Raw genomic sequence first — 20,862 nt, forward strand, 5'->3', positions numbered from 1 at the left:
TAAGTAATGGCAGGCGGAACAGACTTCGAAGGCAAGAAGCACGAAGAGCTCAAGGCCATGGTCGCCGGCACCGACCCCGGCAAGGTCCTCAGCCGGGGTACCCAGCTGCAGGCGGCCGGCAAGGTCCTGAAGGAGCTCAGCCAGGCACTCAAGGCGCATGTCGACCAGATCTCCTGGGAGGGGCCGGCCGCCGAGAGCTTCAAGACCTGGGCCGGGAACTTCCACAAGTCGGCGGCGCTGATCGGGGACTACTCCACCGGCGCGGGCGATGCCATGCACCAGGCGGGCGAGGCGCTCAGCACGGCCAAGACCGCGGTGCCCGACGTCCCCAAGGCCGAGGTCGAGACGGTCAACAAGCACAACAGCCAGCCGTGCCCCACCATCACCCCGCTGCTGGAGATCAAGTACGGCGGTGTGGGCAGTTCCGCCGACCAGATCATGAAGAAGGTCGACTCCAACTGGGTCACCGCGACCGAGGCCGCGGCGGCGAAGAAGAAGGTCGACCAGGAGCACCAGGAAGCCATCAACCAGATGGTGAAGCTGGGGCAGGCCTACGAGGCGGCGACCACGAAGCTGAACTCGCTGGAGCTGCCACCCCTGCCGGGGACTCCGGGTGAGGGAGGCGGCGTCGGCAGCAGCGAGGAGGTCGGAACCGGAGGCGGCGGCGGAACGGGCTCCAGCCACTACGCCCCCAACCCCAACGGGGGCGGCGGCGGTGGCGGGAGCTACAGCCCGCCGCCCGGGGGCGGAGGCGGCGGCTCGGTGACCCCCCGTCTGCCCACGCCGGTCCCGACCGGGCCCGGGCACATCGACCCGGTCCCGCCGCGCCCCAGCCCGACGCCGGTGCCGCTGCCGGGTGACCCGGGCATCCCGGGGCCGACGCCCGACCCGTCGTCTCCGGTGATCCACCGACCGGGGACCGGCATCGACAGCGTGCCCACCCTGCCGACCTCTCCCACCGGTCCGGTGGCGCCGACCGGGCCCGGCGGTTTCCCGCCGAACGGCCCGGGAGGTACGCACGGGCTTCCGGTCGGCCCCGGCGGTCAGCCCGGCGGGTCCCTGCCGTTCAACCCCTTCGGTCCCGGTGGCGGTTCGCTCCCCCCGAAGGGGAACAGTCAGACCATTCCGACCTCGGGCCGGACGAACCCGTTCGGTGGCGGTGGCGGTTCGGTCCCCCCCAAGGGAACCCCGTCCGGGCTGCCCGGCGGCGGACAGCCCTTCGGATCCCGCGAGGCCCAGGGCGGCAGCGGCCGGTCCGCGGCCGGCAACGGCATGGGCGGTTCGGGCGGCGGCATGCACCCGGGCATGGGCGGCGGTCACGGTGGCGGAGCCTCCGGTGGCAGCTCGCGCGGTCGAGGCCTGACCTCGACCACTGGTGGCACGGTCGGCGGGACCAAGGGTCCGGCCGCGGGGGGTGCGTTCACCCCCGGAGGCACGGGCCTGCGGAGCCGGGCGGGTGCCACGGGCGGTGCGGGCGGGGAGAACGGGCCGCGCTCGGGCCAGAACGGCATGGCGGGCGGTCCCGGCATGTCGGGTCACGCGGGCAAGAGCGAGCGCGACCGCCGCAAGCGTGCGGACTACCTGCACGAGGACGAGGAGACCTGGACGAGCGGTACGCCGCAGAGCAATCCGGGCGTGATTGAGTAGGACTGTGACGACTGCCCGGCCACTGGGCTCCCCCGGTGGCCGGGCAGACCTGTCCGGGGCATGGTCCTCGGTGACGGGGCGACAACGAGGAGCGGGAATGCGGCGGACGGGCAACGGGACGCGTAGGTGGTGCTTCGCCTCCGCGTTCTTGGCAGCAGGTGTGATCACGGGAGTTGTGGCGGCTCCGGTCGCTGTGGCCGACTCAATCCGGGAACAGCAGTGGCATCTCGATGCCATGAAGGCATCGGAGATGTGGAAGGTCAGCAACGGCCAGGGTGTCACCGTTGCCGTGATCGACAGCGGCTTCAAGCTGGACCACCCCGATCTGGCCGGGCAGTTGCTGCCCGGAAAGGACTTCAGCGGCCTTTCCGGTGGGGTCGGAAGCTACACCGAGAGCCACGGCACCGAGATGGCCGCGCTGGTCGTGGGCTCCGGCAAGGGGATGAACGGCAACGGAGCCTACGGTCTGGCTCCCGGCGCCAAGGTGCTGCCGATCAAGATCAAGAACAATGACAACGCGGCCGGCGTCAGCTCGTCGGAGTTCCTCAACCAGATCGACCAAGGCATCGTCTTCGCGGCCGACCAGGGCGCGAAGGTGATCAGCATCTCGCAGGCGACATCGGCCGGCCGGCTGTCGTCCGACGACATCGCCGGACTCAAGACAGCTGTGGAGCACGCGCGGGCCAAGGGCTCCCTGGTGGTGGCGGGCGTCGGGAACTCGGCGCAGTCGGGCAATCCGCTGCAGTACCCCGCAGCGCTTCCAGGAGTGCTCGGAGTCGGTGCCGTGGACCGCGAGGGGAACGTCACGGCGGAGTCCGAGCAGGGCCCCCAGGTGGACCTCGTCGCACCGGGGATCGACATCTACAACGCCTGTACCGCCAATTCGGGCTACTGCAAGGGGCACGGCACCTCCGACGCGACCGCGCTGGTCTCCGCGTCGGCGGCGCTGGTCTGGGCGGTGCACCCCGACTGGACCGCCAACCAGGTGCTGCGGGTGCTCATCAACACCGCGGGGAAGCCGAGTGACGGGGCCGCCCGGGCCGACAACGTCGGCTACGGCGCGGTCCGGCCCCGGATCGCGCTGACCACGCCGGGGGACCCGGGGCCGGCGGACGTGTCCCCGATCCCCGAGAAGGCCGTCGAGGCCCCCTCGGCTTCGCCGTCGGCCGCCCCGTCGCCCTCGGCGAGCGCGTCCACCGGTGCTTCGGCGGCGGCGAGCGCGCCGCAGACCGCGAACAGTGCCCCCGTGGCGGCCCCGCCGGCCGCGCAGCCGCCCGCCGCCGAGGCGTCCGACTCCGGCAGCGCGCTGCCGATCGTCGTCGCCGTGGTGGTCGGGCTGGTGCTCGTGGCGGGCGTGGTGTTCCTGGTGCTGCGCCGGCGCGGGGCGGCCACCGCCGCGCCGGCCGTCGAGGCGCCGCCCGCTCCGGTGGGGTACCCGCAGGCTCCGCCGCAGGCCGGGCCCGGGGTGCCGCCGGGGCCGCCGTCGTACGGGCCGCCGGCTCCGCCGAGCGACAATCCGTACGCCCGCTAGGGGAGACGGTCCGACTGCCCGGCCGCTGGGGTGAGCCCCGGTGGCCGGGCAGTCGTCGTCGGTGGTGGCCGTGGTGCGGGGCGGGCGTGAGGTGCCGGTTGTGCGCCGTCGTCACCCGGGTGGGCGCTGTCGCGGGGGTGCGGGGGTCGCCAGGGTGGCGGTATGGATACGCAGGAAGCCCGCCGGTCGGCGCAGTTGCGCAGGGCCGCGGCGGCGGCGCTGATCGGTACGGCGATCGAGTTCTACGACTTCTTCATCTACGGGACGGCGGCCGCGCTGGTCTTCGGCGGGGTGTTCTTCCCGGGCCTGGGCACGGTGGGAGCGCTGCTGGCGGCGTTCTCGGTGTACGCGGTGGCGTTCCTGGCCCGGCCGCTGGGGGCGGTGGTGTTCGGGCACTTCGGGGACCGGCTGGGGCGGCGGGCCACGCTGGTGGTGTCGCTGCTGCTGATGGGCCTGTCGACGGCGCTGGTCGGTGTGCTGCCGGGGTACGGGGCGTGGGGGTGGTGGGCGCCGGCCGCGCTGGTGCTGCTGCGGGTCTGCCAGGGCGTCGGGCTCGGCGGGGAGTGGGGCGGGGCCGCGTTGCTGATCGCGGAGAACGCGCCGGCCGGGCGGCGCGGGCGGTACGGGGCGTTCCTGCAACTGGGGCCGACCGTCGGCTTCGCGCTGGCCAACGGCATCTTCCTGGTGCTCCAACTGGCGCTGAGCGAGCGGTCGTTCCACGGCTGGGGCTGGCGGGTGCCGTTCCTGGCGTCGCTGGCGCTGGTGGCGATGGGGCTGTTCGTGCGGCTGCGGATCGAGGAGACGCCGCTGTTCCGGGCCGGTGAGGCGCGGACGCGGCCGCCGGTGCTGGAGGTCCTGCGCGGGCACTGGCGGACGGTGCTGATCGGCTGCGGGGCGATCACCGTCGGGTACGCGCTGTTCTACCTGACCACCACGTACGCCCTGGCGTACGCGACGACCGGGCTCGGGGTGCCCGGCACGGTGGTGCTGTCGATGCTGTTGACGGGCGTCGCGGGTCAGGCCGTGACGGTCTGGGTGAGTGCCCGGCGCAGTGACCGGTGGGGGCGCCGGCGGATGCTGCAGGGGGCGACGGGGCTCGCGGTGTTCTGGTCGCTGCTGCTGTTCCCGCTGCTGGAGACGGTGAGCCGGCCGCTGATGTTCCTGGCCCTGGCCGGGTCGATGGTGGTGCTGGGGTGCCTGCTCGGGCCGCTGGCGGCGTACCTGCCGGAGCTGTTCCCGACCCGGGTGCGGTACACCGGCGCCGCGCTGACGTACAACCTGGGCGGGGTGGTGGGCGGTGCGACGACGCCGCTGATCGCGACCAGGCTGACCGACGTCTACGGGACGGCGGAGCCGGTCGGCTGGTACCTGGCGGCGCTGGGGCTGGTGTCGCTCTGCTGCCTGCGGCTGCTGCCGGAGACCAGCGGTGCGGACCTCGCGCTGGCCGGGGCCGACGGCGGACGCCGCCGGGCGCCCGTCCTGGGGGCGGACCCGGCGGCGTAGCGCGCGGTGGTGCTGCCGGCCCCGGTGGGCGGCTCGGCACCCCCGGTGACTCGGCTCACTGTCAGGCGGCGACGGGGGTCAGGGCGGCGCGGCCGGCCAGCAGGATCGCGGTGTGCTTGGCGACGCGGTCACCGAGGTGCTCGGCGGTGGCGATGTCGGCCAGGTGGACGGCGTCGGTGCCGCCGTCGGACGGGGTGGAGGCGGCGGCGCCGGCGAAGAAGCCGAGGCGGTTGAGGTCGTGCTCGGTGCCGGTCGAGGAGTTCCAGCCCGGCTTGAGGCCCAGGTTGACCCAGTTCATGCCGTGCTGGGCGGCGAGGGTCTGGAAGAAGCCGAGGGTGCCGGACTTGTCGCCGCTCTTGGAGGCGGAGTTGGTGAAGCCGGCGGCGACCTTGTCCAGCCAGGCGTCGCCGAACCAGCGCTTGCTGCTGGCCTCGGCGAAGACGTGGAAGGCGCCGGAGGCGGTGCCCATGTAGGTGGGCGAGCCGAAGACGATCGCGTCCGCGGCGTCCAGCCGGGCCCACTGCTCCTCGGTGATGGTGTCGACGGCGACGGTGACGACCTCGGCACCGCTCGCGGCGGCGCCGCGGGCCACGGCCTCGGCGATGACGGCAGTGTGGCCGTAGCCGGAGTGGTAGGCGATGGCGACGGTGGGGCGGATGGCGGTCATGGCTGGGTGCTCCTCGGTGGGACGCGCGAAAAGGGAACGGCAGGGGAGGCCGGGGACGGCGGCTGGGCGCCGCCCCGTCCAATGGTCTCTAATGTAGACCAGGTCTCCATGAGTTACCAAGAATGGATTGGAGACCAAAGGGCTACCCTGGAGGGCATGACGACGCAGGAGCGGTCCCCGGCCGGGCCGGAGCAGGCCCAGGACCTCGATGTCTTCGCCCAGCTCTGTCCGAGCCGCGCCATGCTCGCGGACCTGGCGGACAAGTGGACGATGCTGATCCTGATGAGCCTCGGCGAGTTCGGTCCGCAGCGGTTCTCCGAGCTGCAGCGCGCGGTGGACGGGGTCAGCCGCAAGATGCTCACCCAGTCGTTGCGCACCCTGGAGCGCAACGGCCTGGTGCGGCGCACGGTGTACCCCGAGACGCCGCCGCGGGTGGTCTACGACCTGCTGCCGCTCGGCCGGGAGCTGTCCGCGCTGCTGGCGCCGGTCGGTCGCTGGACGGAGGAGCGGACCGCGGAGATGCTCGCCGCGCGCGAGGTGTTCGACGGGGCTCACCCCGACGCCTGACCGGCTGTACGACGCCGGTGCGGCACCCTCGGGCGGGGGTCGGCGAGGGGGTCGGATGTCCTCGATCGGGTGGTCGGAGCCGATTTCCCTTCCGGGCCGTCGGCCGTGTAATGTCTTCCTTGTTCGACCGGTTCGCCCCTATAGCTCAGTCGGTAGAGCGTCTCCATGGTAAGGAGAAGGTCTGCGGTTCGATTCCGCATGGGGGCTCAAAGTGAAAGACCCTCGCCCAACGGCGAGGGTCTTTTTCGTGTCCGCCCGCCGTCGCGGGGCCGGAGGCGGGCTAGCGGGCCGGGCGCCGAATGCGCTGTGATGGTGCGTCATCGGCCGCCCGCCCCACCGGGTGCGGGCGCGGGCCGGACCCCGACGGGGAGGGTGTCATGGGCGTTCGACTCGTGGTGGTCGACGACCACCGGCTGCTGGCCGAGGCGCTGGCCACCGCGCTCCAGCTGCGCGGTCACCGGGTGCTCGCGGTCGGCTCGCCGGCCGGGTCCGCCGCCGACCTGGTGGCCGGGCGCCGGCCCGAGGTGTGCCTGCTCGGGGTGGCCGGTCCGGCCGATCCCGGGGCCTTCGACGGGCTGCGCCGGATCCGCCGGGAGCGGCCCGAGGTGGCCGTCATCGTGCTCGGTCCGGTCGGTGAACTGCGGGGCGTGGCCGGTGCGTTCGCGGCGGGCGCGGCGGGCTACGTGCCCAGCGACGAGCGGATCGAGGTGGTCGAGCGGGCCATCGGGCGGGCCCGGGCCGGGGAGGCGGCGGTCGCGGTGGACGTGCTCCGGGGCGCCTTCGACCAGTTGCTGCGCCCGGCCGCGGAGCCGGACGACGAAGCGCTCCGCCTGCTGCGGCTGCTGACCCGCCGTGAGGTGCAGGTGCTGGCCCGGATCGCGGACGGCGAGGACACCGCGGCGATCGCCGCCGGGATGCGGATCGCGGCGAGCACCGCCCGGACGCACGTCCAGCGGGTGCTGATGAAGCTCGGCGCGCGGACCCGGCTGGAGGCGGCGGCGGTGGCCGCCCGGACGGGACTGCTGGAGCGGATGGCGCGGGACTGATCGGGCGGTCCGGCCGGCGGTCCGGAGCACTCCCGCGGCCAGGGACAATAGGCCCCAGTCGTACGTACGTCACCGATGGCCGCCCACCGGCGGACCATCGCCCGCTGGAGGTCTCATCATGAGTAAGTACCTGGTCACGGGTGGCGCCGGCTATGTCGGCAGCGTGGTCGCCGCCCACCTGCTGGAGGCGGGACACCAGGTGACCGTCCTGGACGACCTCTCCACCGGCTTCCGCGAGGGTGTGCCGGCCGGCGCCGAGTTCGTGCGGGGGCGCATCCAGGAGGCGGGCGAGGTCCTCGACGCCTCCTTCGACGGGGTGCTGCACTTCGCGGCCTCCTCGCAGGTCGGCGAGTCGGTCGCGGACCCGGAGAAGTACTGGCGCAACAACGTGGCCGGCTCGCTGGAGCTGATCAGCGCGATGCGCGCGGCGGGCGTGCGCAAGCTGGTGTTCTCCTCCACCGCCGCCACCTACGGCGAGCCGGAGTCGGTGCCGATCGCCGAGACCGCCCGCACCGCGCCCACCAACACCTACGGCGCCACCAAGCTGGCCGTCGACCACCTGATCACCAGCGAGGCCGTCGCGCACGGCCTGGCCGCCGTCTCGCTGCGCTACTTCAACGTGGCCGGCGCGTACGGCGCCTACGGCGAGCGGCACGACCCCGAGTCGCACCTGATCCCGCTGGTCTTCCAGGCCGCGCTCGGGCAGCGCCCGCACATCGCGGTCTACGGCGACGACTACCCGACCGAGGACGGCACCTGCGTCCGGGACTACATCCACGTCGCGGACCTCGCCGACGCCCACCTGCTGGCGCTGGACGCCGCCGAAGCGGGCGAGCACCTGATCTGCAACCTCGGCAACGGCAGCGGCTTCTCGGTCCGCGAGGTCATCGAGTCGGTCAAGCGCGTCACCGGCCGCGAGATCCCGGTGGTCACCGCCGAGCGCCGGGCCGGCGACCCCGCCGTCCTGGTGGCCTCCGCCGAGCGCGCCCACCAGAGGCTCGGCTGGACCCCCAAGCGCCCCAACCTCGACGACATCGTCGCCGACGCCTGGAAGTTCACCCTGGAGAAGAACGGCCTCTAGGCCTCGGCCCGCGGTCGTCGGCCCGCGGTCGTCGGCCCGTGCCGTGAACGAAGCGCCGCTCCCCGCCCCGGGGGCGGCGCTTCGCCGTTCCCGCCGCTCGCCGGTGCGCCCGTCGCGAGCAGTGTGCCGGTCTGTCGGTGGTCAGTGCGCCGGGCGCGCGGCATAGGCGCGCAGGAAGGCCCGCACGCCGGTGGTGACGAGCTCCTCGGTCTCCGCCGGGGCGAGCGGGAACGCCCCCCAGTAGGAACGCTGGGTGATCTCGCTGCCGACGAGCAGGACGAAGTGCTGCGCGGCGCGCTCCGGATCGGGGGCGTCCAGCAGTCCGCGGTCGGCCAACCCACCGAACCGGCAGCCGAGTTCGACCACGGCTCGACGCGGCCCGGCGGCCTGCCAGGCCTCCAGCAGGTCCTTCGGGAGGTGTGCCGCCTCGGCGTTGATCTGCCGGACCAGCGCGAAGTGGTCGGAGAAGGCCGTCAGCGATCCCACCCAGGCCAGGCCCAGCGCGACGAGGTCCGACTCCAGGTCGGTGACCTTGGCCAGGTGGCGGTCGATGACCTCCAGCTGGGCGTTCCCGACCTGTCCGGTGCTCTCCTGGACGACGGTCCGGAAGAGCAGCTCCTTGCCGGCGAAGTGGTTGTAGATGGTGCGGGTGGACACCCCCGCCTCGGCCGCGATGGCGTCGATGCCGGCGCGGGAGTAGCCGTCCCGGCCGAAGACCGTCCGGGCGGCCCGGGTGATGGCCTGTCGCTTCTCGGACAGTCCTCGGCGGGGCGCGGTCGGGGTGTCGTTCTCACCGGTCATCGAGGGGCTCCCGAGAGGTTTGCCATAAGCGTTGTACCTAGTGCCACGAACGTTGTACTTTACCTGACGGGCCGTCCGATCGGGCGGTGACCATGGAGACCAACTCCCGGAGACCGTCATGTCCGAGACCCCGTACCGCGTCGCCGTCATCGTCGGCAGCAACCGCCCGGGCCGCGTCGCGCCCACCGTCGCCGAGTGGTTCGTGCGCACCGCCGGGCAGCGGGCCGATCTCGATCTCGATGTCATCGACCTGGCCGACCATCCGCTGCCGCACCTGGGCGAGGAGCCCACGGCCGAGCAGGCCGAGTGCCTCGCCGCGCTCTCGCCCCGGCTGGCCGCCGCCGACGCGTTCGTGGTGGTCACGCCCGAGTACAACCACAGCTTCCCCGCCGTGCTGAAGAACGCCATCGACTGGCACCGCGCCGAGTGGCAGGCCAAGCCGGTCGGCTTCGTCTCGTACGGCGGCCTCGGCGGCGGGCTGCGCGCGGTCGAGCAGCTCCGGCTGATCTTCGCCGAGCTGCACACCGTCACCGTCCGGGACTCCGTCAGCTTCCACAGCGTCTGGGGCGCCTTCGGGGAGGACGGCGAGCCCGTCGACCCGACCGTCCCGACCGGCGCCGCCAAGGGCATGCTCGACCAGCTCACCTGGTGGGCCCACGCGCTGCGGGACGCCCGCGCCGTCCGCCCCTACGGCGCCTGACCGGCCGCCGGTCGCTGGGACACCCGGGCCGCCCCCTCCGCGGCGTCGCCCGGGCCGCCACCACTTCGGTCACCGCCGCCCGCCGGGAGGCACCGCCGTCGCCGAATCACGCCAAGTCCGCACCTCCTGGCGAAACTTCACCAAACCCCCACCGGGCCGCCCCCCACCCCGTACGCTGATTCCGGTACCGGTGGGGGTCGGTGCTTTGGTCCTCCCGGGAGCCGGGGGGTGGGCGGCGGAGCAGGACCCGGGCCACGGCGGTGGTCCGCGCCGGCGCCCCGGGCGCAGCTCGGCCGAACAGGGGGGAGTGACGATGGGGCGGATCCGCGTCCTGGTGGTCGACGACCACCGGATCTTCGCCGAGGCGCTGGCTGCGGCGCTCGCCGCCGAGCCCGACGTGGAGGTCGGCGCGGCCGGCAGCGCGGCCGCCGCCGAGCGTGCCCTGGAGCGTGCCGCCACCGAGGGCCGGGCCTTCGACGTCGTCCTGATCGATGCCGACCTCGGTGCCGACGCCGACGGAGCGCGCGCACCGCGCCAGCCCGGTGCCGACCCGCCCGAGGCCCTGCGACGGCGCCCGCCGGTGACGCTGCCCGCGCCCCGCCGCCCGGCCGCCGCACCCGGGCCGCCCGCCGGCCCCGGTGTCCCGGCCCGCGGCGCCCCTGCCGCGGCCTGCTCGACCGCCCCGTACCCGCCCGGGCCGTACCCGCCCGACCGGTACCACGCCGCCCCGGCGCCCGACGGGATCACCCTGCTCGCCCGGGTCCGCCGCCACCATCCCGCGCTGCGGGCGATCGTCCTGGCCGCCGCCGACGACCCGCTGCGCGCCGCCCGCGCCCTGCACGCCGGCGCCACCGGGTGGGTGGCCAAGGAGAGTTCGCTGGCCCGCCTGCTGGCCGTGGTCCGGGGCGTGCTGCGCGACGAGACGCACCTGCCGCCCGCCCTGCTGACCGGTGTCATCCGGGAGCTCACCACCGCCCGGCGGGACCGCACCGAGAGCGAGCGCCTGGTCGACACGCTCACCCCCCGGGAGAAGCAGATCCTGCGCTGCATGGTGGCCGGCCTGGGCCGGCAGGCCGTCGCCGAACGGCTCTACCTCTCCCCGCACACCGTGCGCACCCACATGCAGAACGTCCTCGGCAAGCTCGGGGTGCACTCCACCCTGGCCGCCGTCGCGGTCGCCCGGCGGGCGGGCGTCAGCCCCTCCGAGCCGGCCGCGCCCACTGCCCCGCCGTCCGTCGCCTCGACCACAGCTCCCGGCGCCGGCTGATCCGCCCGTCACACCCAGGTACCGGCTCAGGTCCGTCAGGTCAGGGAAATCCGGAGGACAGATGTCGCCGCACAGCACTTCCGCACGCCCGCACGCAGCCCGGTCCGGCCCGAGCGGGGGCGGGGAGGCCCCTTCGCCGGCCGCGGCCACCGCGGCCGCGACACCGCCGACGGGCCTGCGCACGCTGATCGTCGGAGCCGGTGCGGCCGGGACGGCGCTGGTCCGCGACCTCGGCCGGACACCGGAGTTCGGCCTCGACCCGATCGGCCTGCTCGACGACGACCCGGCCAAGGCGGGCCGGGTCGTGGGCGGCGTCCCCGTCCTCGGGACCCTCGCCGAGCTCACCGAGCTCGCCGTCCGCCACCGCGTCCAGGTGGTCGCGCTCGCCATCCCCGGCCTGGCCCCGCAGCGGGTCCGGGCGCTGGCGGCCGCCGCCGCCGCGGCCGGCGCCGCCGTCCGCTACCTGCCGTCCTTCCTGGCCGCGCTGCGCCGCGAGGTGGTCGGCTCGGACATGCGCAGCCTGGACGTCAACCGGCTGATCGGGCGGCGCGAGGTGCACGTGGTCTCCGCCGACGTGCGGGACGTGATCGAGGGCCGCCGGGTGCTGGTGACCGGGGCCGGCGGCTCGATCGGCAGCGAACTCTGCCGCCAGGTCCACGCGTTCAATCCGAGCGCGCTCTACATGCTGGACCACGACGAGTCCAACCTGCACCGGCTCCAGCTGGAGATCTGGGGTGAGGCGCTGCTGACCGACGAGTCCCTGGTGATCGCGGACATCCGGGACCGGCCGCGGATCCAGCAGATCTTCCGCGATCTGAAGCCCGAGGTGGTCTTCCACGCGGCCGCGCACAAGCACCTTCCGCTGCTGGAGCGTCACCCCAGCGAGGCGGTCAAGTCCAACGTGCTGGGCACCGACCACCTGGTGGAGGCGGCGCTGGCCACCGGTGTCGAGCGGTTCGTGCTGATCTCCACCGACAAGGCGGCCGATCCGACCTCGGTGCTCGGCGCCAGCAAGCGGCTGGCCGAGCTGATCGTGCAGGCGAACGCCCGGGACGCGCGCAACCTGGGCACCGGGGTGTTCTCGGCGGTCCGGTTCGGCAACGTGCTGGGCTCGCGTGGTTCGCTGCTGTCGGTGCTGGCCGAGCAGCTGCGCAGCGGCGTCCCGGTGACCATCACCCACCCCGATGTGACGCGGTTCTTCATGACCATCGAGGAGGCCGTCGGTCTGGTGCTGGAGTCCGGCCGGATGGCCCGCGGCGGTGAGGTGTTCGTGCTCGACATGGGCGATCCGGTGCGGATCGTCGACCTGGTCCACAACTTCGCCGAGCAGGTGCAACTGGGCCGGGACGAGGTGGAGATCCGCTTCACCGGGCTGCGGGCGGGCGAGAAGCTGAACGAGGCGCTGTTCTCGGAGGGCGAGGAGCGGCTGCCCACCGCGCACGCCCGGATCTACGCGACCGTGGCCGGGTGCGGCGGCGGCCCCGAGGACCTCGCGGGCGGTCTCACGGGCCTGTACGCGGCGGCGGTCGGCAACAGCGACGGGGAGGTGCGCCGGCGGCTGGCCGAGCTGCTGCCCGGCTACCGCACCGCGGAGGCCGAGCCGGTCCCGGTGCCCGCGCTCAGTTCCCCGTACCCGGACGGCTTCTGACGGCGGACCGGGCGGCGGTCAGCTCGGGATGTTGTCGAAGGGGGCGACCAGCTGCCGCAGCAGTCCGGCGAGTTCGCCCTGCTGGGTGCCGGTGAGCTGGGCCAGCAGCTCGCGTTCGTGGGCCAGCAGCCCGGCGAGCGCCTGGTCGGCCCGGTCGCGGCCGTCCTCGGTGAGCCGGACCAGCACGCCGCGCCGGTCGTCCGGGTCGGGCAGGCGCTTGACCAGGCCCTTGCCGGTGAGCCGGTCGATCCGGTTGGTCATGGTGCCGGAGGTGACCAGGGTCTGGGTGAGCAGCTGGCCGGGGGAGAGCTGGTAGGGGGAGCCGGCGCGCCGCAGCGCGGTCAGGACGTCGAACTCCCAGGGCTCCAGGCCGTGCTCGGCGAAGGCCGTCCGGCGGGCGCGGTCGAGGTGCCGGGCGAGTCGGCTGACCCGGCTGAGCACCTCAAGTGGTTCCACGTCGAGGTCGGGGCGCTCTCGGCGCCATGCTGCGACCAGGCGGTCGACCTCGTCCTCCATGACGATCAGTGTATCGGGGGATGTGTCGATGTGAAGTCTCTTGACATCGAGAAATGTAACGTGGAACCTGCGACTGGATATCTTGATGTCGAGATACTTGCGAGGTCGACCATGAGCACCCCCGTCTGGGACCCGGAGCAGTACCTGCGCTTCGCCGACGAACGGACCCGCCCGCTGCGCGACCTGCTCGCCCGCGTCCCCGTCCTCCCGCACGAACCGGCCGCCAGGATCCTGGACATCGGCTGCGGCCCCGGCAACTCCACCGCCGTCCTGCGCGAACGCTGGCCCGGAGCCCGGATCACCGGCCTCGACAACTCCGCCGAGATGCTCGCCACCGCCCGCGCCGAGGGCGAGCCCACCGCGGACTACCTGCTCGCCGACGCCCGCGGCTACGACCCGGCCCCGGCCGCACCGGACCTGATCGTCTCCAACGCGGCGCTGCAGTGGATCGGCTTCACCCCGGAGCACGGGGCCGCCGGCCCCGCCGGACACCTCGACCTGCTGCCCCGCTGGGCGGCGGCGCTGGAGCCGGGCGGCGTGATCGCCTTCCAGGTGCCCGGCAACTTCGACTCGCCCAGCCACACCCTGCTCGCCGGGCTCCGCCGCAGCCCCCGCTGGCGGGACGCCCTGGGCGAGGGCGCCACCCGGGCCGGCGTCCACGAACCCGGCGCCTACCTGGCGGCCCTGGCCGGGGCCGGCTGCGCCGCCGACGTCTGGGAGACCACCTACAGCACCCTGCTCCCCGGCGCGGACCCGGTCCTGGAGTGGGTCAAGGGCACCGCCCTGCGGCCGGTGCTGACCCGGCTCACCGACCCGGCCGAGCGGGCGGCCTTCCTCGCCGAGTACGGTGCCCTGCTCCGCGAGGCCTACCCCGCCGGCCCGTACGGCACGGTCTTCCCGTTCCGGCGGATCTTCGCCGTCGGGGTGAAGCGGTAGCGGCCGGACGGCGGCGGCCCGGGCCTAGGCCTTGCGGTCGCCGACCAGCTTGGGGTGCCGCTCCATCCCCTCCAGGCCGTGCCAGGCGAGGTTCACCAGATGGGCGGCGACCTCGGCCTTCTGCGGCTTGCGCACCTCCAGCCACCACTGGCCGGTCAGCGCGACCATGCCCACCAGCATCTGCGAGTACATCGGGGCGAGGCGCGCGTCGAAGCCCCGCGCCTTGAACTCCAGGCCCAGGATGTCCTCGACCTGCGTCGCGATGTCGCTGATCAGCGAGGCGAAGGTGCCGGTCGACTGGGCCACCGGGGAGTCCCGGACCAGGATCTTGAAGCCGTCCGTGGACGTGTCGATGTAGTCCATCAGCGCGAACGCCGCCTGCTCCAGCAGCTCCCGCGAGTGCCCGCCGGTCAGCGCCCCCGTCACCATGTCCAGCAGCAGCTGCATCTCGCGGTCCACGACCACCGCGTAGAGCCCCTCCTTGCCGCCGAAGTGCTCGTACACCACCGGCTTGGAGACCCCGGCCCGCTCGGCGATCTCCTCGACCGAGGTGCCGTCGTAGCCGCGCTCCGCGAACACCGACCGGCCGATCTCCAGCAGCTGCTCCCGCCGCTGCTTCCCGGTCATCCGCACCCGGCCGCTGCGGCGGCGGCCCGCGGGCGCGGCGGCGCCCGCCGGGGCAGCGGCACGCGGACGGGCCTGCACCGGATCGGGTGCGGCGTCCGTCCGCGGGCTCTCGTGGCCGCCTGTGCTGTCTGCGCTGCTCCCGTTCACCCCTACATCATGCTGCAGGCGAGCCCTCATGCGGCGCGGCGGGCGGCGATCCGCTGCGCGTCCGGCCAGCGGACGTCCCGGGCCCAGCCGGCCAGCTCGAACCAGCGGATCAGCCGGGCCGAGGAGTCGACCTGCCCGCGCAGCACGCCGTGCCGGGCCGAGGTCGGGTCCGCGTGGTGCAGGTTGTGCCAGGACTCGCCGCAGGAGAGCACCGCCAGCCACCAGACGTTCCCGGAGCGGTCGCGGGAGCGGAACGGGCGGTTGCCGAGCGCGTGGCAGATCGAGTTGATCGACCAGGTGACGTGGTGCAGCAGGGCGACCCGGACCAGTGAACCCCAGAAGAAGGCGGAGAGCGCACCCTGCCAGGAGAGCGTGACCAGCCCGCCGACCAGCGGCGGGATCAGCATCGAGAGCGAGGTCCAGAGCCAGAACAGCCGGGAGATCCGCCTTATGGCCGGATCGTCCACGAGGTCCGGCGCGTACTTGAGCTGCGGGGTCTGCTCCTCGTCGAAGAGCCAGCCCATGTGCGCCCACCAGAGGCCCTTGAGCAGGGCCGGGACGGTCTCGCCGTAGCGCCACGGCGAGTGCGGGTCGCCGTCCTTGTCGCTGTACCGGTGGTGCTTGCGGTGGTCGGCCACCCAGCGGACCAGCGGGCCCTCGATGGCCAGCGACCCGGCCACCGCGAGGGCGATCCGCAGGGCCCGGTTGGCCTTGAAGGAGCCGTGGGTGAAGTAGCGGTGGTAGCCGATCGTGATGCCGTGGCAGGTGAGGAAGTACATGACGGTGGCGATCGCGAGATCGGTCCACCCCAGGCCCCAGCCCCAGGCCACCGGCACGGCCGCCAGCAGGGCGGCGAACGGCACGGCGATGAACAGCCCGAGCGCGACCCGCTCGGCGAGGCCCTGGTTCTCCCCGCCGCGGGTGGCGGAGAGCAGGGTCGGGGCGGGATCGATGGAGTGCGCGGTATCGGCGCGCGCCTCGCCGGCCTGGATGGTCATGGGTGTCCCTTGAGGGCGGGGTGGAGGTTACGTCTGCGTAACCTACGGCATCGTAGGTTGCGTTCGGCCGTCAGGGGAATACGTGGCCGCGGGCGGCTCGGCGTATTTCACCCGACTGGATGGACAACGCCCGGGATCCGCGCGGGCCGGGCCGGCCGCGCCGGGGTGGTGGAGCTATGCGGCCGCAACCCTTAGGCTGTGTCGGAGCGCCTCGGGCGCTGCGAGTTGATGATCGATCCGCCGTGGTGTAATGGCAGCACAGGGCCCTTTGGAGGCCTTTGTCTGGGTTCGAATCCTAGCGGCGGAGCCAGCGGGCGCTCTGTTTCGGGCGCATCCCCCGCCCCCCGGTATTGTCGGGGCTGCTCGGCGGACTGTGCGAAGGCGACCGGCCTGGGTCCCGGCCGGGCTGCACTGCCCTCTCTGTGAACCGACTGAGGAGCCTCCCCCCGTGAGTGCCAATTCGCCTGCCGCCGTTGTCGTGCTTGCCGCCGGTGGCGGGACCAGGATGAAGTCGAACAGCCTGCCCAAGGTGCTGCACGAGGTCTGCGGGCGGTCGCTGGTGGGCCATGCGGTCGCGGCAGCACAGGAGTTGACCCCGCAGCAGCTGGTCGTCGTGGTCGGGCACATGCGGGAGATGGTGCAGGAGCACCTGGGGGCGCACTACCCGGCGGCGCGCGCCGTGGTGCAGGAGGAGCAGAAGGGCACCGGGCACGCCGTCCGCACCGCGTTGGAGGCCCTGGCGGCCGACGGCGTGGAGCTGGACGGCACGGTGATCGTCACCACCGGGGACGCGCCGCTGCTGACCGGCGCGACGCTGGCGGCCCTCGCCGGTGCGCACGCCGAACAGGGCAACGGCGTCACCGTCCTGACGGCCGTCGTCCCGGACCCGTTCGGCTACGGGCGGATCCTGCGGGACGAGGCGGACGGCGCCGTCGCCTCGATCGTCGAGGAGAAGGACGCCTCGGACGCCCAGCGGGCGGTCGACGAGATCAACTCCGGGGTCTTCGCCTTCGACGCCAAGCTGCTGGCCGAGGCGCTGTCCCGGGTCACCACCGACAACGTCCAGGGCGAGGAGTACCTCACCGACACCCTGGAGATCCTGCGGACGGCCGGCCACCGGGTCGGCGCCGTGGTGGCCGCGGACTACCGCGACATCCTCGGCATCAACGACCGGGTGCAGCTGGCCCAGGCCCGGCGCCTGCTGAACGACCGCCTGCTGGAGCGGGCGATGCGCGCCGGCGTCACGGTGGTGGACCCGGCGACCACCTGGTTCGACGTCCAGGTGTCCTACGAGCCGGACGCGGTCGTCCTGCCGGGCACCCAGCTGCAGGGCCTCACCCATCTGGGCGAGGGCTGCGAGGTGGGCCCGAACTCGACGCTCAAGGACACCCGGATCGGCGCCGGCGCGCGTGTGAGCAACACCACGGCGGACGGCGCCGAGGTGGGCGACTTCGCCACCGCCGGCCCGTACGCCTACCTGCGGCCGGGGGCGAGGCTCGGGCGCAAGGCGAAGGTCGGCACCTACGTCGAGGTGAAGAACTCGGAGCTGGGCGAGGGCGCCAAGGTGCCGCACCTGTCCTACATCGGGGACGCCACCATCGGCGAGGGCAGCAACATCGGCGCGGCCTCCGTCACGGTGAACTACGACGGGGTGAACAAGCACCGCACGGTGATCGGGGCGCACTGCCGGACCGGCTCGGACAACATGTTCATCGCCCCGGTGACGGTCGGTGACGGCGCCTACACCGGGGCCGGCTCGGTGATCACCGGCGACGTTCCGCCCGGCGCGCTGGGCGTGAGCCGGGCGCAGCAGCGCAACATCGCGGGCTGGGTGGAGCGCAAGCGCCCCGGGACCGCATCGGCGCAGGCCGCGGCTGCCGCGACGGACGGGGCCGCGGAGGTCTGACGGGCCGGGTGGGAGTCCGAGGGGCGGTCCCGGGGCGGACGGTTTCCGCACGGGCGCGTAACCTTGGGGACATACGTGCGCCACTGGGCTTACCGCCCGTGTCCAGGCGTACCGACATTTCCCCGACCCCTATCGCCAGCGGGCTCGTGCCTGCCTGCGGTGCGGACGGGTTCAGCGTCAGCAACGCGAGGAGACGGTGCAGTGAGCGGGATCACGACGTCGGGTGAGAAGAAACTCAAGCTCTTCTCCGGCCGTGCCCACCCTGAGCTGGCGAGGGAGGTGGCCGAGGCGCTCGGGACCGAGCTGGTCCCGACCAAGGCCCTGGACTTCGCCAACGGTGAGATCTACGTCCGCTTCCTGGACTCCGCGCGCGGTGCGGACTGCTTCGTGATGCAGAGCCACACGGCTCCCATCAACCAGTGGATCATGGAACAGCTGATCATGATCGATGCTCTGAAGCGGGCCTCGGCCCGGAGCATCACCGCGATCCTGCCGTTCTACGGGTACGCCCGCCAGGACAAGAAGCACCTGGGCCGCGAGCCCATCTCGGCCCGCCTGATCGCGGACCTGCTGGCCAGCGCCGGTGCGGACCGGATCATGGCGGTGGACCTGCACACCGCGCAGATCCAGGGCTTCTTCTCCGGTCCGGTGGACCACCTGTTCGCGCTGCCGCTGCTGGCGGACTACGTGGGCGACAAGGTCGACCGCGACCGCCTCACCGTGGTGTCCCCGGACGCCGGCCGGGTGAAGGTCGCCGACCAGTGGTCGGACCGTCTGGGCGCGCCGCTGGCGATCATCCACAAGCGCCGCGACATGACCCAGGCCAACACCATCCTGTCCGCCGAGGTGGTCGGTGACGTCAAGGGCCGGGTCTGCGTCCTGGTCGACGACATGATCGACACCGCCGGCACCATCTGCGCCGCGGCCGACGCGCTGTTCGAGAACGGCGCCGCGGACGTGATCGTGGCCGCCACGCACGGCGTGCTCTCCGGTCCGGCCGCGGACCGTCTGAAGAACTCCCGGGTCAGCGAGTTCGTGTTCACGAACACCCTGCCGACCCCGGCCGAGCTCCAGCTGGACAAGATCACCACGCTGTCGATCGCCCCGTCGATCGCCGCCGCGATCCGCGAGGTGTTCGAGGACGGCTCGGTCACCAGCCTGTTCGAGGGCGTGCACTGACGAAGCCCGCGCAGGCGGCCCCGGTCCTCAAAGGGCCGGGGCCGCCGTCGATTTCGTCGGAGGGCACCGGTGCGGTTAGACTCGTGAAAATGCTCGGCGAGGGATGCCGTGTGCCTGCTCGTCGGGTGCCCGTGCTCCGTGATCGACGCGCTGCTGGGGCCGGTTCTTCCGGCCGTTGGCAGAGGTCGTACGCCGCCGAGTGACCCCCGAACGTACTGTGGGTGTGGTCCCGGCGGTTTTTCGCGTTGCCTGCACCCCCGCGCCAGTTTTCACGAGGAGTGCAGTCGTGTCCGAGATCCGCATCGCCGCTGAGACCCGTTCCGAGTTCGGTAAGGGCGCTGCCCGCCGGGCCCGCCGTGCCGGCCTGGTCCCCGGTGTCGTCTACGGCCACGGCCACGCCCCGGTTCACCTGAACCTGCCCGGCCACGACCTGATGATGGCCCTCAAGACCCCGAACGCCCTGCTGGTCGTTCCGATCGAGGGCAAGGACGAGTACGTCCTGCCGAAGGCCATCCAGCGCCAGGCCATCAAGCGCACCATCGAGCACGTCGACCTGCTCCTCGTGAAGCGCGGCGAGAAGGTCACCGTCGAGATCCCCGTCCTCACCGAGGGCGAGCTGGCCCCCGGCGGCAACCTGCTGGAGCACGTCCTCAACGCGCTGCCGATCGAGGCCGAGGCCACCCACCTGCCCGAGTCCGTGACCGTCTCGGTCGAGGGCCTGGAGGCCGGTGCCTCGATCACCGCCGGTGACATCTCGCTGCCGAAGGGCACCACGCTGGCCGTCGAGGCCGACACCGTCGTGCTGCAGGTCATCGGCGCCCAGGCCTCGCAGGCCGACGCCGACGCCGAGGCCGCCGAGGCCGGCGCCGAGGCCTGAGCCTCCCGCACCGTCTGACCGCTGCCCCGGCCGCTCCGTACTGGAGCGGCCGGGGCAGCGGTGTGTCCGGGATGATGTCGACGAGCGAGAGCACGAGGAGCGATGCGATGAGCGAGGACGCGTACGAGGGCCCCTGGCTGGTGGCCGGGCTGGGCAATCCGGGGGAGCAGTACGCCCGGAACCGGCACAACATCGGCTTCATGGTGGTGGACCTGCTGGCGCAGCGGATGGGTGCCAGGTTCAAGGCGCACAAGAGCCGCGCGCAGGTGGCCGAGGGGCGGCTGGCGGGCCGGCGGGTGGTGCTGGCCAAGCCGATGACCTTCATGAACCTCTCGGGCGGCCCGGTGACCGCCCTGCGGGACTTCTACAAGACGCCGGCCTCGGCCCTGGTGGCCGTCCACGACGAGCTGGACATCGACTACGCGACGCTGCGGCTGAAGCTCGGCGGCGGCGACAACGGCCACAACGGGCTGAAGTCGATCACCAAGTCGCTGGGCCCGGAGTACTACCGGGTGCGCTGCGGGATCGGCCGCCCGCCGGGCCGGATGGAGGTCGCGGACTTCGTCCTGAAGGACTTCTCCGCCACCGAGCGCAAGGAGCTGGAGTGGTTCGTGGACCGCTCGGCGGACGCCGTGGAGGCACTGCTCACCGACGGCCTGGAGCGGGCCCAGGGCGTCTACCACTCCTGATCCGGCGTCAGGACGGTTGTTCGGCAAGGGAGCGGATCCCCGCCCGCCCGCCGCGGTGGGCGGGGCGGCTGGGCAACAGTCGTACAACGCTTGGCCGCCCAAACCTGAATGGGTGTGAGAAACCCGTGCCGGATCGGATAGCGTCGGGCCCGTACGCGAACGGGTCCTGGGGAGTTCTCGATGCGGAGTTTGCGGCCGGTCCGGCGCCTGCGGCGGATTCGGGTGGTACGGCTGAGGAAGCTCGGCCGCAAGGTCGGCACGGCCGGTGCGCTGGGGGCGGCCGGGGTGCTGCTCTCGGGCGGTGGCGTGGCCCACGCGGAGACGGTGGCGGACCCCGATCCCGGTGTGGTGTCCCAGGATCCCGCGGCGGCCCAGTTCGGCCCGGTACTGGGCGGCTCGGTCGGCGGTGACGCGGGCCTGCTGGCCGTCGGCGGCGGCCTGGTCGTGGCGGCGGGCGGCGCGGCCCTCTGGCTGAAGCGCCGGCGCGCGGGCGATCCGGTGGAGTGACGACGGTACGACTGGTGTGACG

Annotated in this window: 20 protein-coding genes and 2 tRNA genes; 17 read left to right on the forward strand and 5 right to left on the reverse strand. The window is 73.2% G+C overall.

The genetic code is table 11. The annotated features are described in order from the left end of the window. Nucleotides 1–6: 6 nt before the first annotated feature. The 3 genes from OG618_RS22320 to OG618_RS22330 all read left to right on the forward strand — a co-directional run bounded on the left by OG618_RS22320 (nt 7) and on the right by OG618_RS22330 (nt 4,681). Nucleotides 7–1,647, forward strand: a complete 1,641-nt coding sequence (locus OG618_RS22320; protein ID WP_329489303.1) for a WXG100 family type VII secretion target — start codon at nt 7–9, stop codon at nt 1,645–1,647. A gap of 235 nt (nt 1,648–1,882) precedes the next feature. Beyond that, complete coding sequence (gene mycP / locus OG618_RS22325; RefSeq protein WP_329489304.1) at nt 1,883–3,178, forward strand: type VII secretion-associated serine protease mycosin; 1,296 nt, start codon at nt 1,883–1,885, stop codon at nt 3,176–3,178. A 162-nt stretch (nt 3,179–3,340) separates the two neighbouring features. Next, nucleotides 3,341–4,681 (forward strand): MFS transporter, encoded by a 1,341-nt coding sequence (locus OG618_RS22330; protein ID WP_329489305.1) that lies wholly within the window; start codon nt 3,341–3,343, stop codon nt 4,679–4,681. A 61-nt stretch (nt 4,682–4,742) separates the two neighbouring features. Here the strand turns inward: OG618_RS22330 and OG618_RS22335 are convergent, their stop codons facing one another. Then, nucleotides 4,743–5,348 carry a flavodoxin family protein gene (locus OG618_RS22335; protein ID WP_329489306.1) on the reverse strand — a complete coding sequence of 202 codons (606 nt, stop codon included), beginning with the start codon at nt 5,346–5,348 and terminating at the stop codon, nt 4,743–4,745. Between the two features lie 156 nt (nt 5,349–5,504). On the opposite strand from OG618_RS22335, the gene OG618_RS22340 reads away from it, so the two are divergent. From OG618_RS22340 to galE, 4 genes are all read left to right on the forward strand, one after another. Further along, nucleotides 5,505–5,915: a winged helix-turn-helix transcriptional regulator gene (locus OG618_RS22340; protein WP_329489307.1), complete on the forward strand. Its 411-nt coding sequence runs from the start codon at nt 5,505–5,507 to the stop codon at nt 5,913–5,915. A 134-nt stretch (nt 5,916–6,049) separates the two neighbouring features. Next, nucleotides 6,050–6,122, forward strand: a tRNA-Thr gene (locus OG618_RS22345). Between the two features lie 170 nt (nt 6,123–6,292). After that, nucleotides 6,293–6,961 (forward strand): LuxR C-terminal-related transcriptional regulator, encoded by a 669-nt coding sequence (locus OG618_RS22350; RefSeq protein ID WP_329489308.1) that lies wholly within the window; start codon nt 6,293–6,295, stop codon nt 6,959–6,961. Between the two features lie 118 nt (nt 6,962–7,079). Continuing rightward, a complete protein-coding gene (gene galE / locus OG618_RS22355; RefSeq protein WP_329489309.1) occupies nt 7,080–8,042 on the forward strand; it encodes a UDP-glucose 4-epimerase GalE in 963 nt (320 codons plus the stop codon). Between the two features lie 141 nt (nt 8,043–8,183). Here galE and OG618_RS22360 read toward each other — a convergent pair whose 3' ends face one another. Next, nucleotides 8,184–8,843, reverse strand: coding sequence for a TetR/AcrR family transcriptional regulator (locus OG618_RS22360; RefSeq protein WP_329489310.1), 660 nt, complete (start codon nt 8,841–8,843; stop codon nt 8,184–8,186). A gap of 118 nt (nt 8,844–8,961) precedes the next feature. Between OG618_RS22360 and OG618_RS22365 the strand changes: the two genes are divergently transcribed. The 3 genes from OG618_RS22365 to OG618_RS22375 all read left to right on the forward strand — a co-directional run bounded on the left by OG618_RS22365 (nt 8,962) and on the right by OG618_RS22375 (nt 12,458). Further along, the gene (locus tag OG618_RS22365; protein ID WP_329489311.1) at nt 8,962–9,543 is read left to right on the forward strand and encodes an NADPH-dependent FMN reductase; all 582 of its coding nucleotides are present in this window, start codon (nt 8,962–8,964) and stop codon (nt 9,541–9,543) included. 313 nt (nt 9,544–9,856) lie between these two features. Continuing rightward, nucleotides 9,857–10,810, forward strand: coding sequence for a response regulator transcription factor (locus tag OG618_RS22370; RefSeq protein ID WP_329489312.1), 954 nt, complete (start codon nt 9,857–9,859; stop codon nt 10,808–10,810). Between the two features lie 61 nt (nt 10,811–10,871). Beyond that, complete coding sequence (locus OG618_RS22375; protein ID WP_329489313.1) at nt 10,872–12,458, forward strand: polysaccharide biosynthesis protein; 1,587 nt, start codon at nt 10,872–10,874, stop codon at nt 12,456–12,458. A gap of 18 nt (nt 12,459–12,476) precedes the next feature. On the opposite strand, the gene OG618_RS22380 is transcribed toward OG618_RS22375, so the two are convergent. Next, nucleotides 12,477–12,974, reverse strand: a complete 498-nt coding sequence (locus tag OG618_RS22380) for a MarR family winged helix-turn-helix transcriptional regulator (RefSeq protein WP_329489314.1) — start codon at nt 12,972–12,974, stop codon at nt 12,477–12,479. Nucleotides 12,975–13,085: 111 nt separating this feature from the next. On the opposite strand from OG618_RS22380, the gene OG618_RS22385 reads away from it, so the two are divergent. Continuing rightward, complete coding sequence (locus OG618_RS22385; protein WP_329489315.1) at nt 13,086–13,910, forward strand: methyltransferase domain-containing protein; 825 nt, start codon at nt 13,086–13,088, stop codon at nt 13,908–13,910. A 24-nt stretch (nt 13,911–13,934) separates the two neighbouring features. Here the strand turns inward: OG618_RS22385 and OG618_RS22390 are convergent, their stop codons facing one another. Then, nucleotides 13,935–14,615, reverse strand: a complete 681-nt coding sequence (locus tag OG618_RS22390; protein WP_329492224.1) for a TetR/AcrR family transcriptional regulator — start codon at nt 14,613–14,615, stop codon at nt 13,935–13,937. 95 nt (nt 14,616–14,710) lie between these two features. After that, on the reverse strand, nt 14,711–15,682 hold the full coding sequence (locus tag OG618_RS22395; protein WP_329489316.1) for an acyl-CoA desaturase: 972 nt from the start codon (nt 15,680–15,682) through the stop codon (nt 14,711–14,713). Nucleotides 15,683–15,918: 236 nt separating this feature from the next. On the opposite strand from OG618_RS22395, the gene OG618_RS22400 reads away from it, so the two are divergent. The 6 genes from OG618_RS22400 (at nt 15,919) to OG618_RS22425 (ending at nt 20,840) form a co-directional block, all read left to right on the forward strand. Further along, nucleotides 15,919–15,992: transfer RNA gene (locus OG618_RS22400), tRNA-Gln, on the forward strand. Between the two features lie 138 nt (nt 15,993–16,130). Further along, the gene (gene glmU, locus OG618_RS22405; protein WP_329489317.1) at nt 16,131–17,588 is read left to right on the forward strand and encodes a bifunctional UDP-N-acetylglucosamine diphosphorylase/glucosamine-1-phosphate N-acetyltransferase GlmU; all 1,458 of its coding nucleotides are present in this window, start codon (nt 16,131–16,133) and stop codon (nt 17,586–17,588) included. A gap of 201 nt (nt 17,589–17,789) precedes the next feature. Continuing rightward, a complete protein-coding gene (locus OG618_RS22410) occupies nt 17,790–18,767 on the forward strand; it encodes a ribose-phosphate diphosphokinase (RefSeq protein WP_329489318.1) in 978 nt (325 codons plus the stop codon). Nucleotides 18,768–19,053: 286 nt separating this feature from the next. Continuing rightward, nucleotides 19,054–19,644, forward strand: coding sequence for a 50S ribosomal protein L25/general stress protein Ctc (locus OG618_RS22415; protein WP_329489319.1), 591 nt, complete (start codon nt 19,054–19,056; stop codon nt 19,642–19,644). Between the two features lie 107 nt (nt 19,645–19,751). Continuing rightward, nucleotides 19,752–20,333, forward strand: a complete 582-nt coding sequence (gene pth, locus OG618_RS22420; RefSeq protein WP_329489320.1) for an aminoacyl-tRNA hydrolase — start codon at nt 19,752–19,754, stop codon at nt 20,331–20,333. Between the two features lie 180 nt (nt 20,334–20,513). After that, nucleotides 20,514–20,840 (forward strand): hypothetical protein, encoded by a 327-nt coding sequence (locus OG618_RS22425; RefSeq protein WP_329489321.1) that lies wholly within the window; start codon nt 20,514–20,516, stop codon nt 20,838–20,840. The last annotated feature ends 22 nt before the right edge of the window (nt 20,841–20,862 follow it).

This window comes from Kitasatospora sp. NBC_01246, assembly GCF_036226505.1.
GTDB lineage: Bacteria > Actinomycetota > Actinomycetes > Streptomycetales > Streptomycetaceae > Kitasatospora.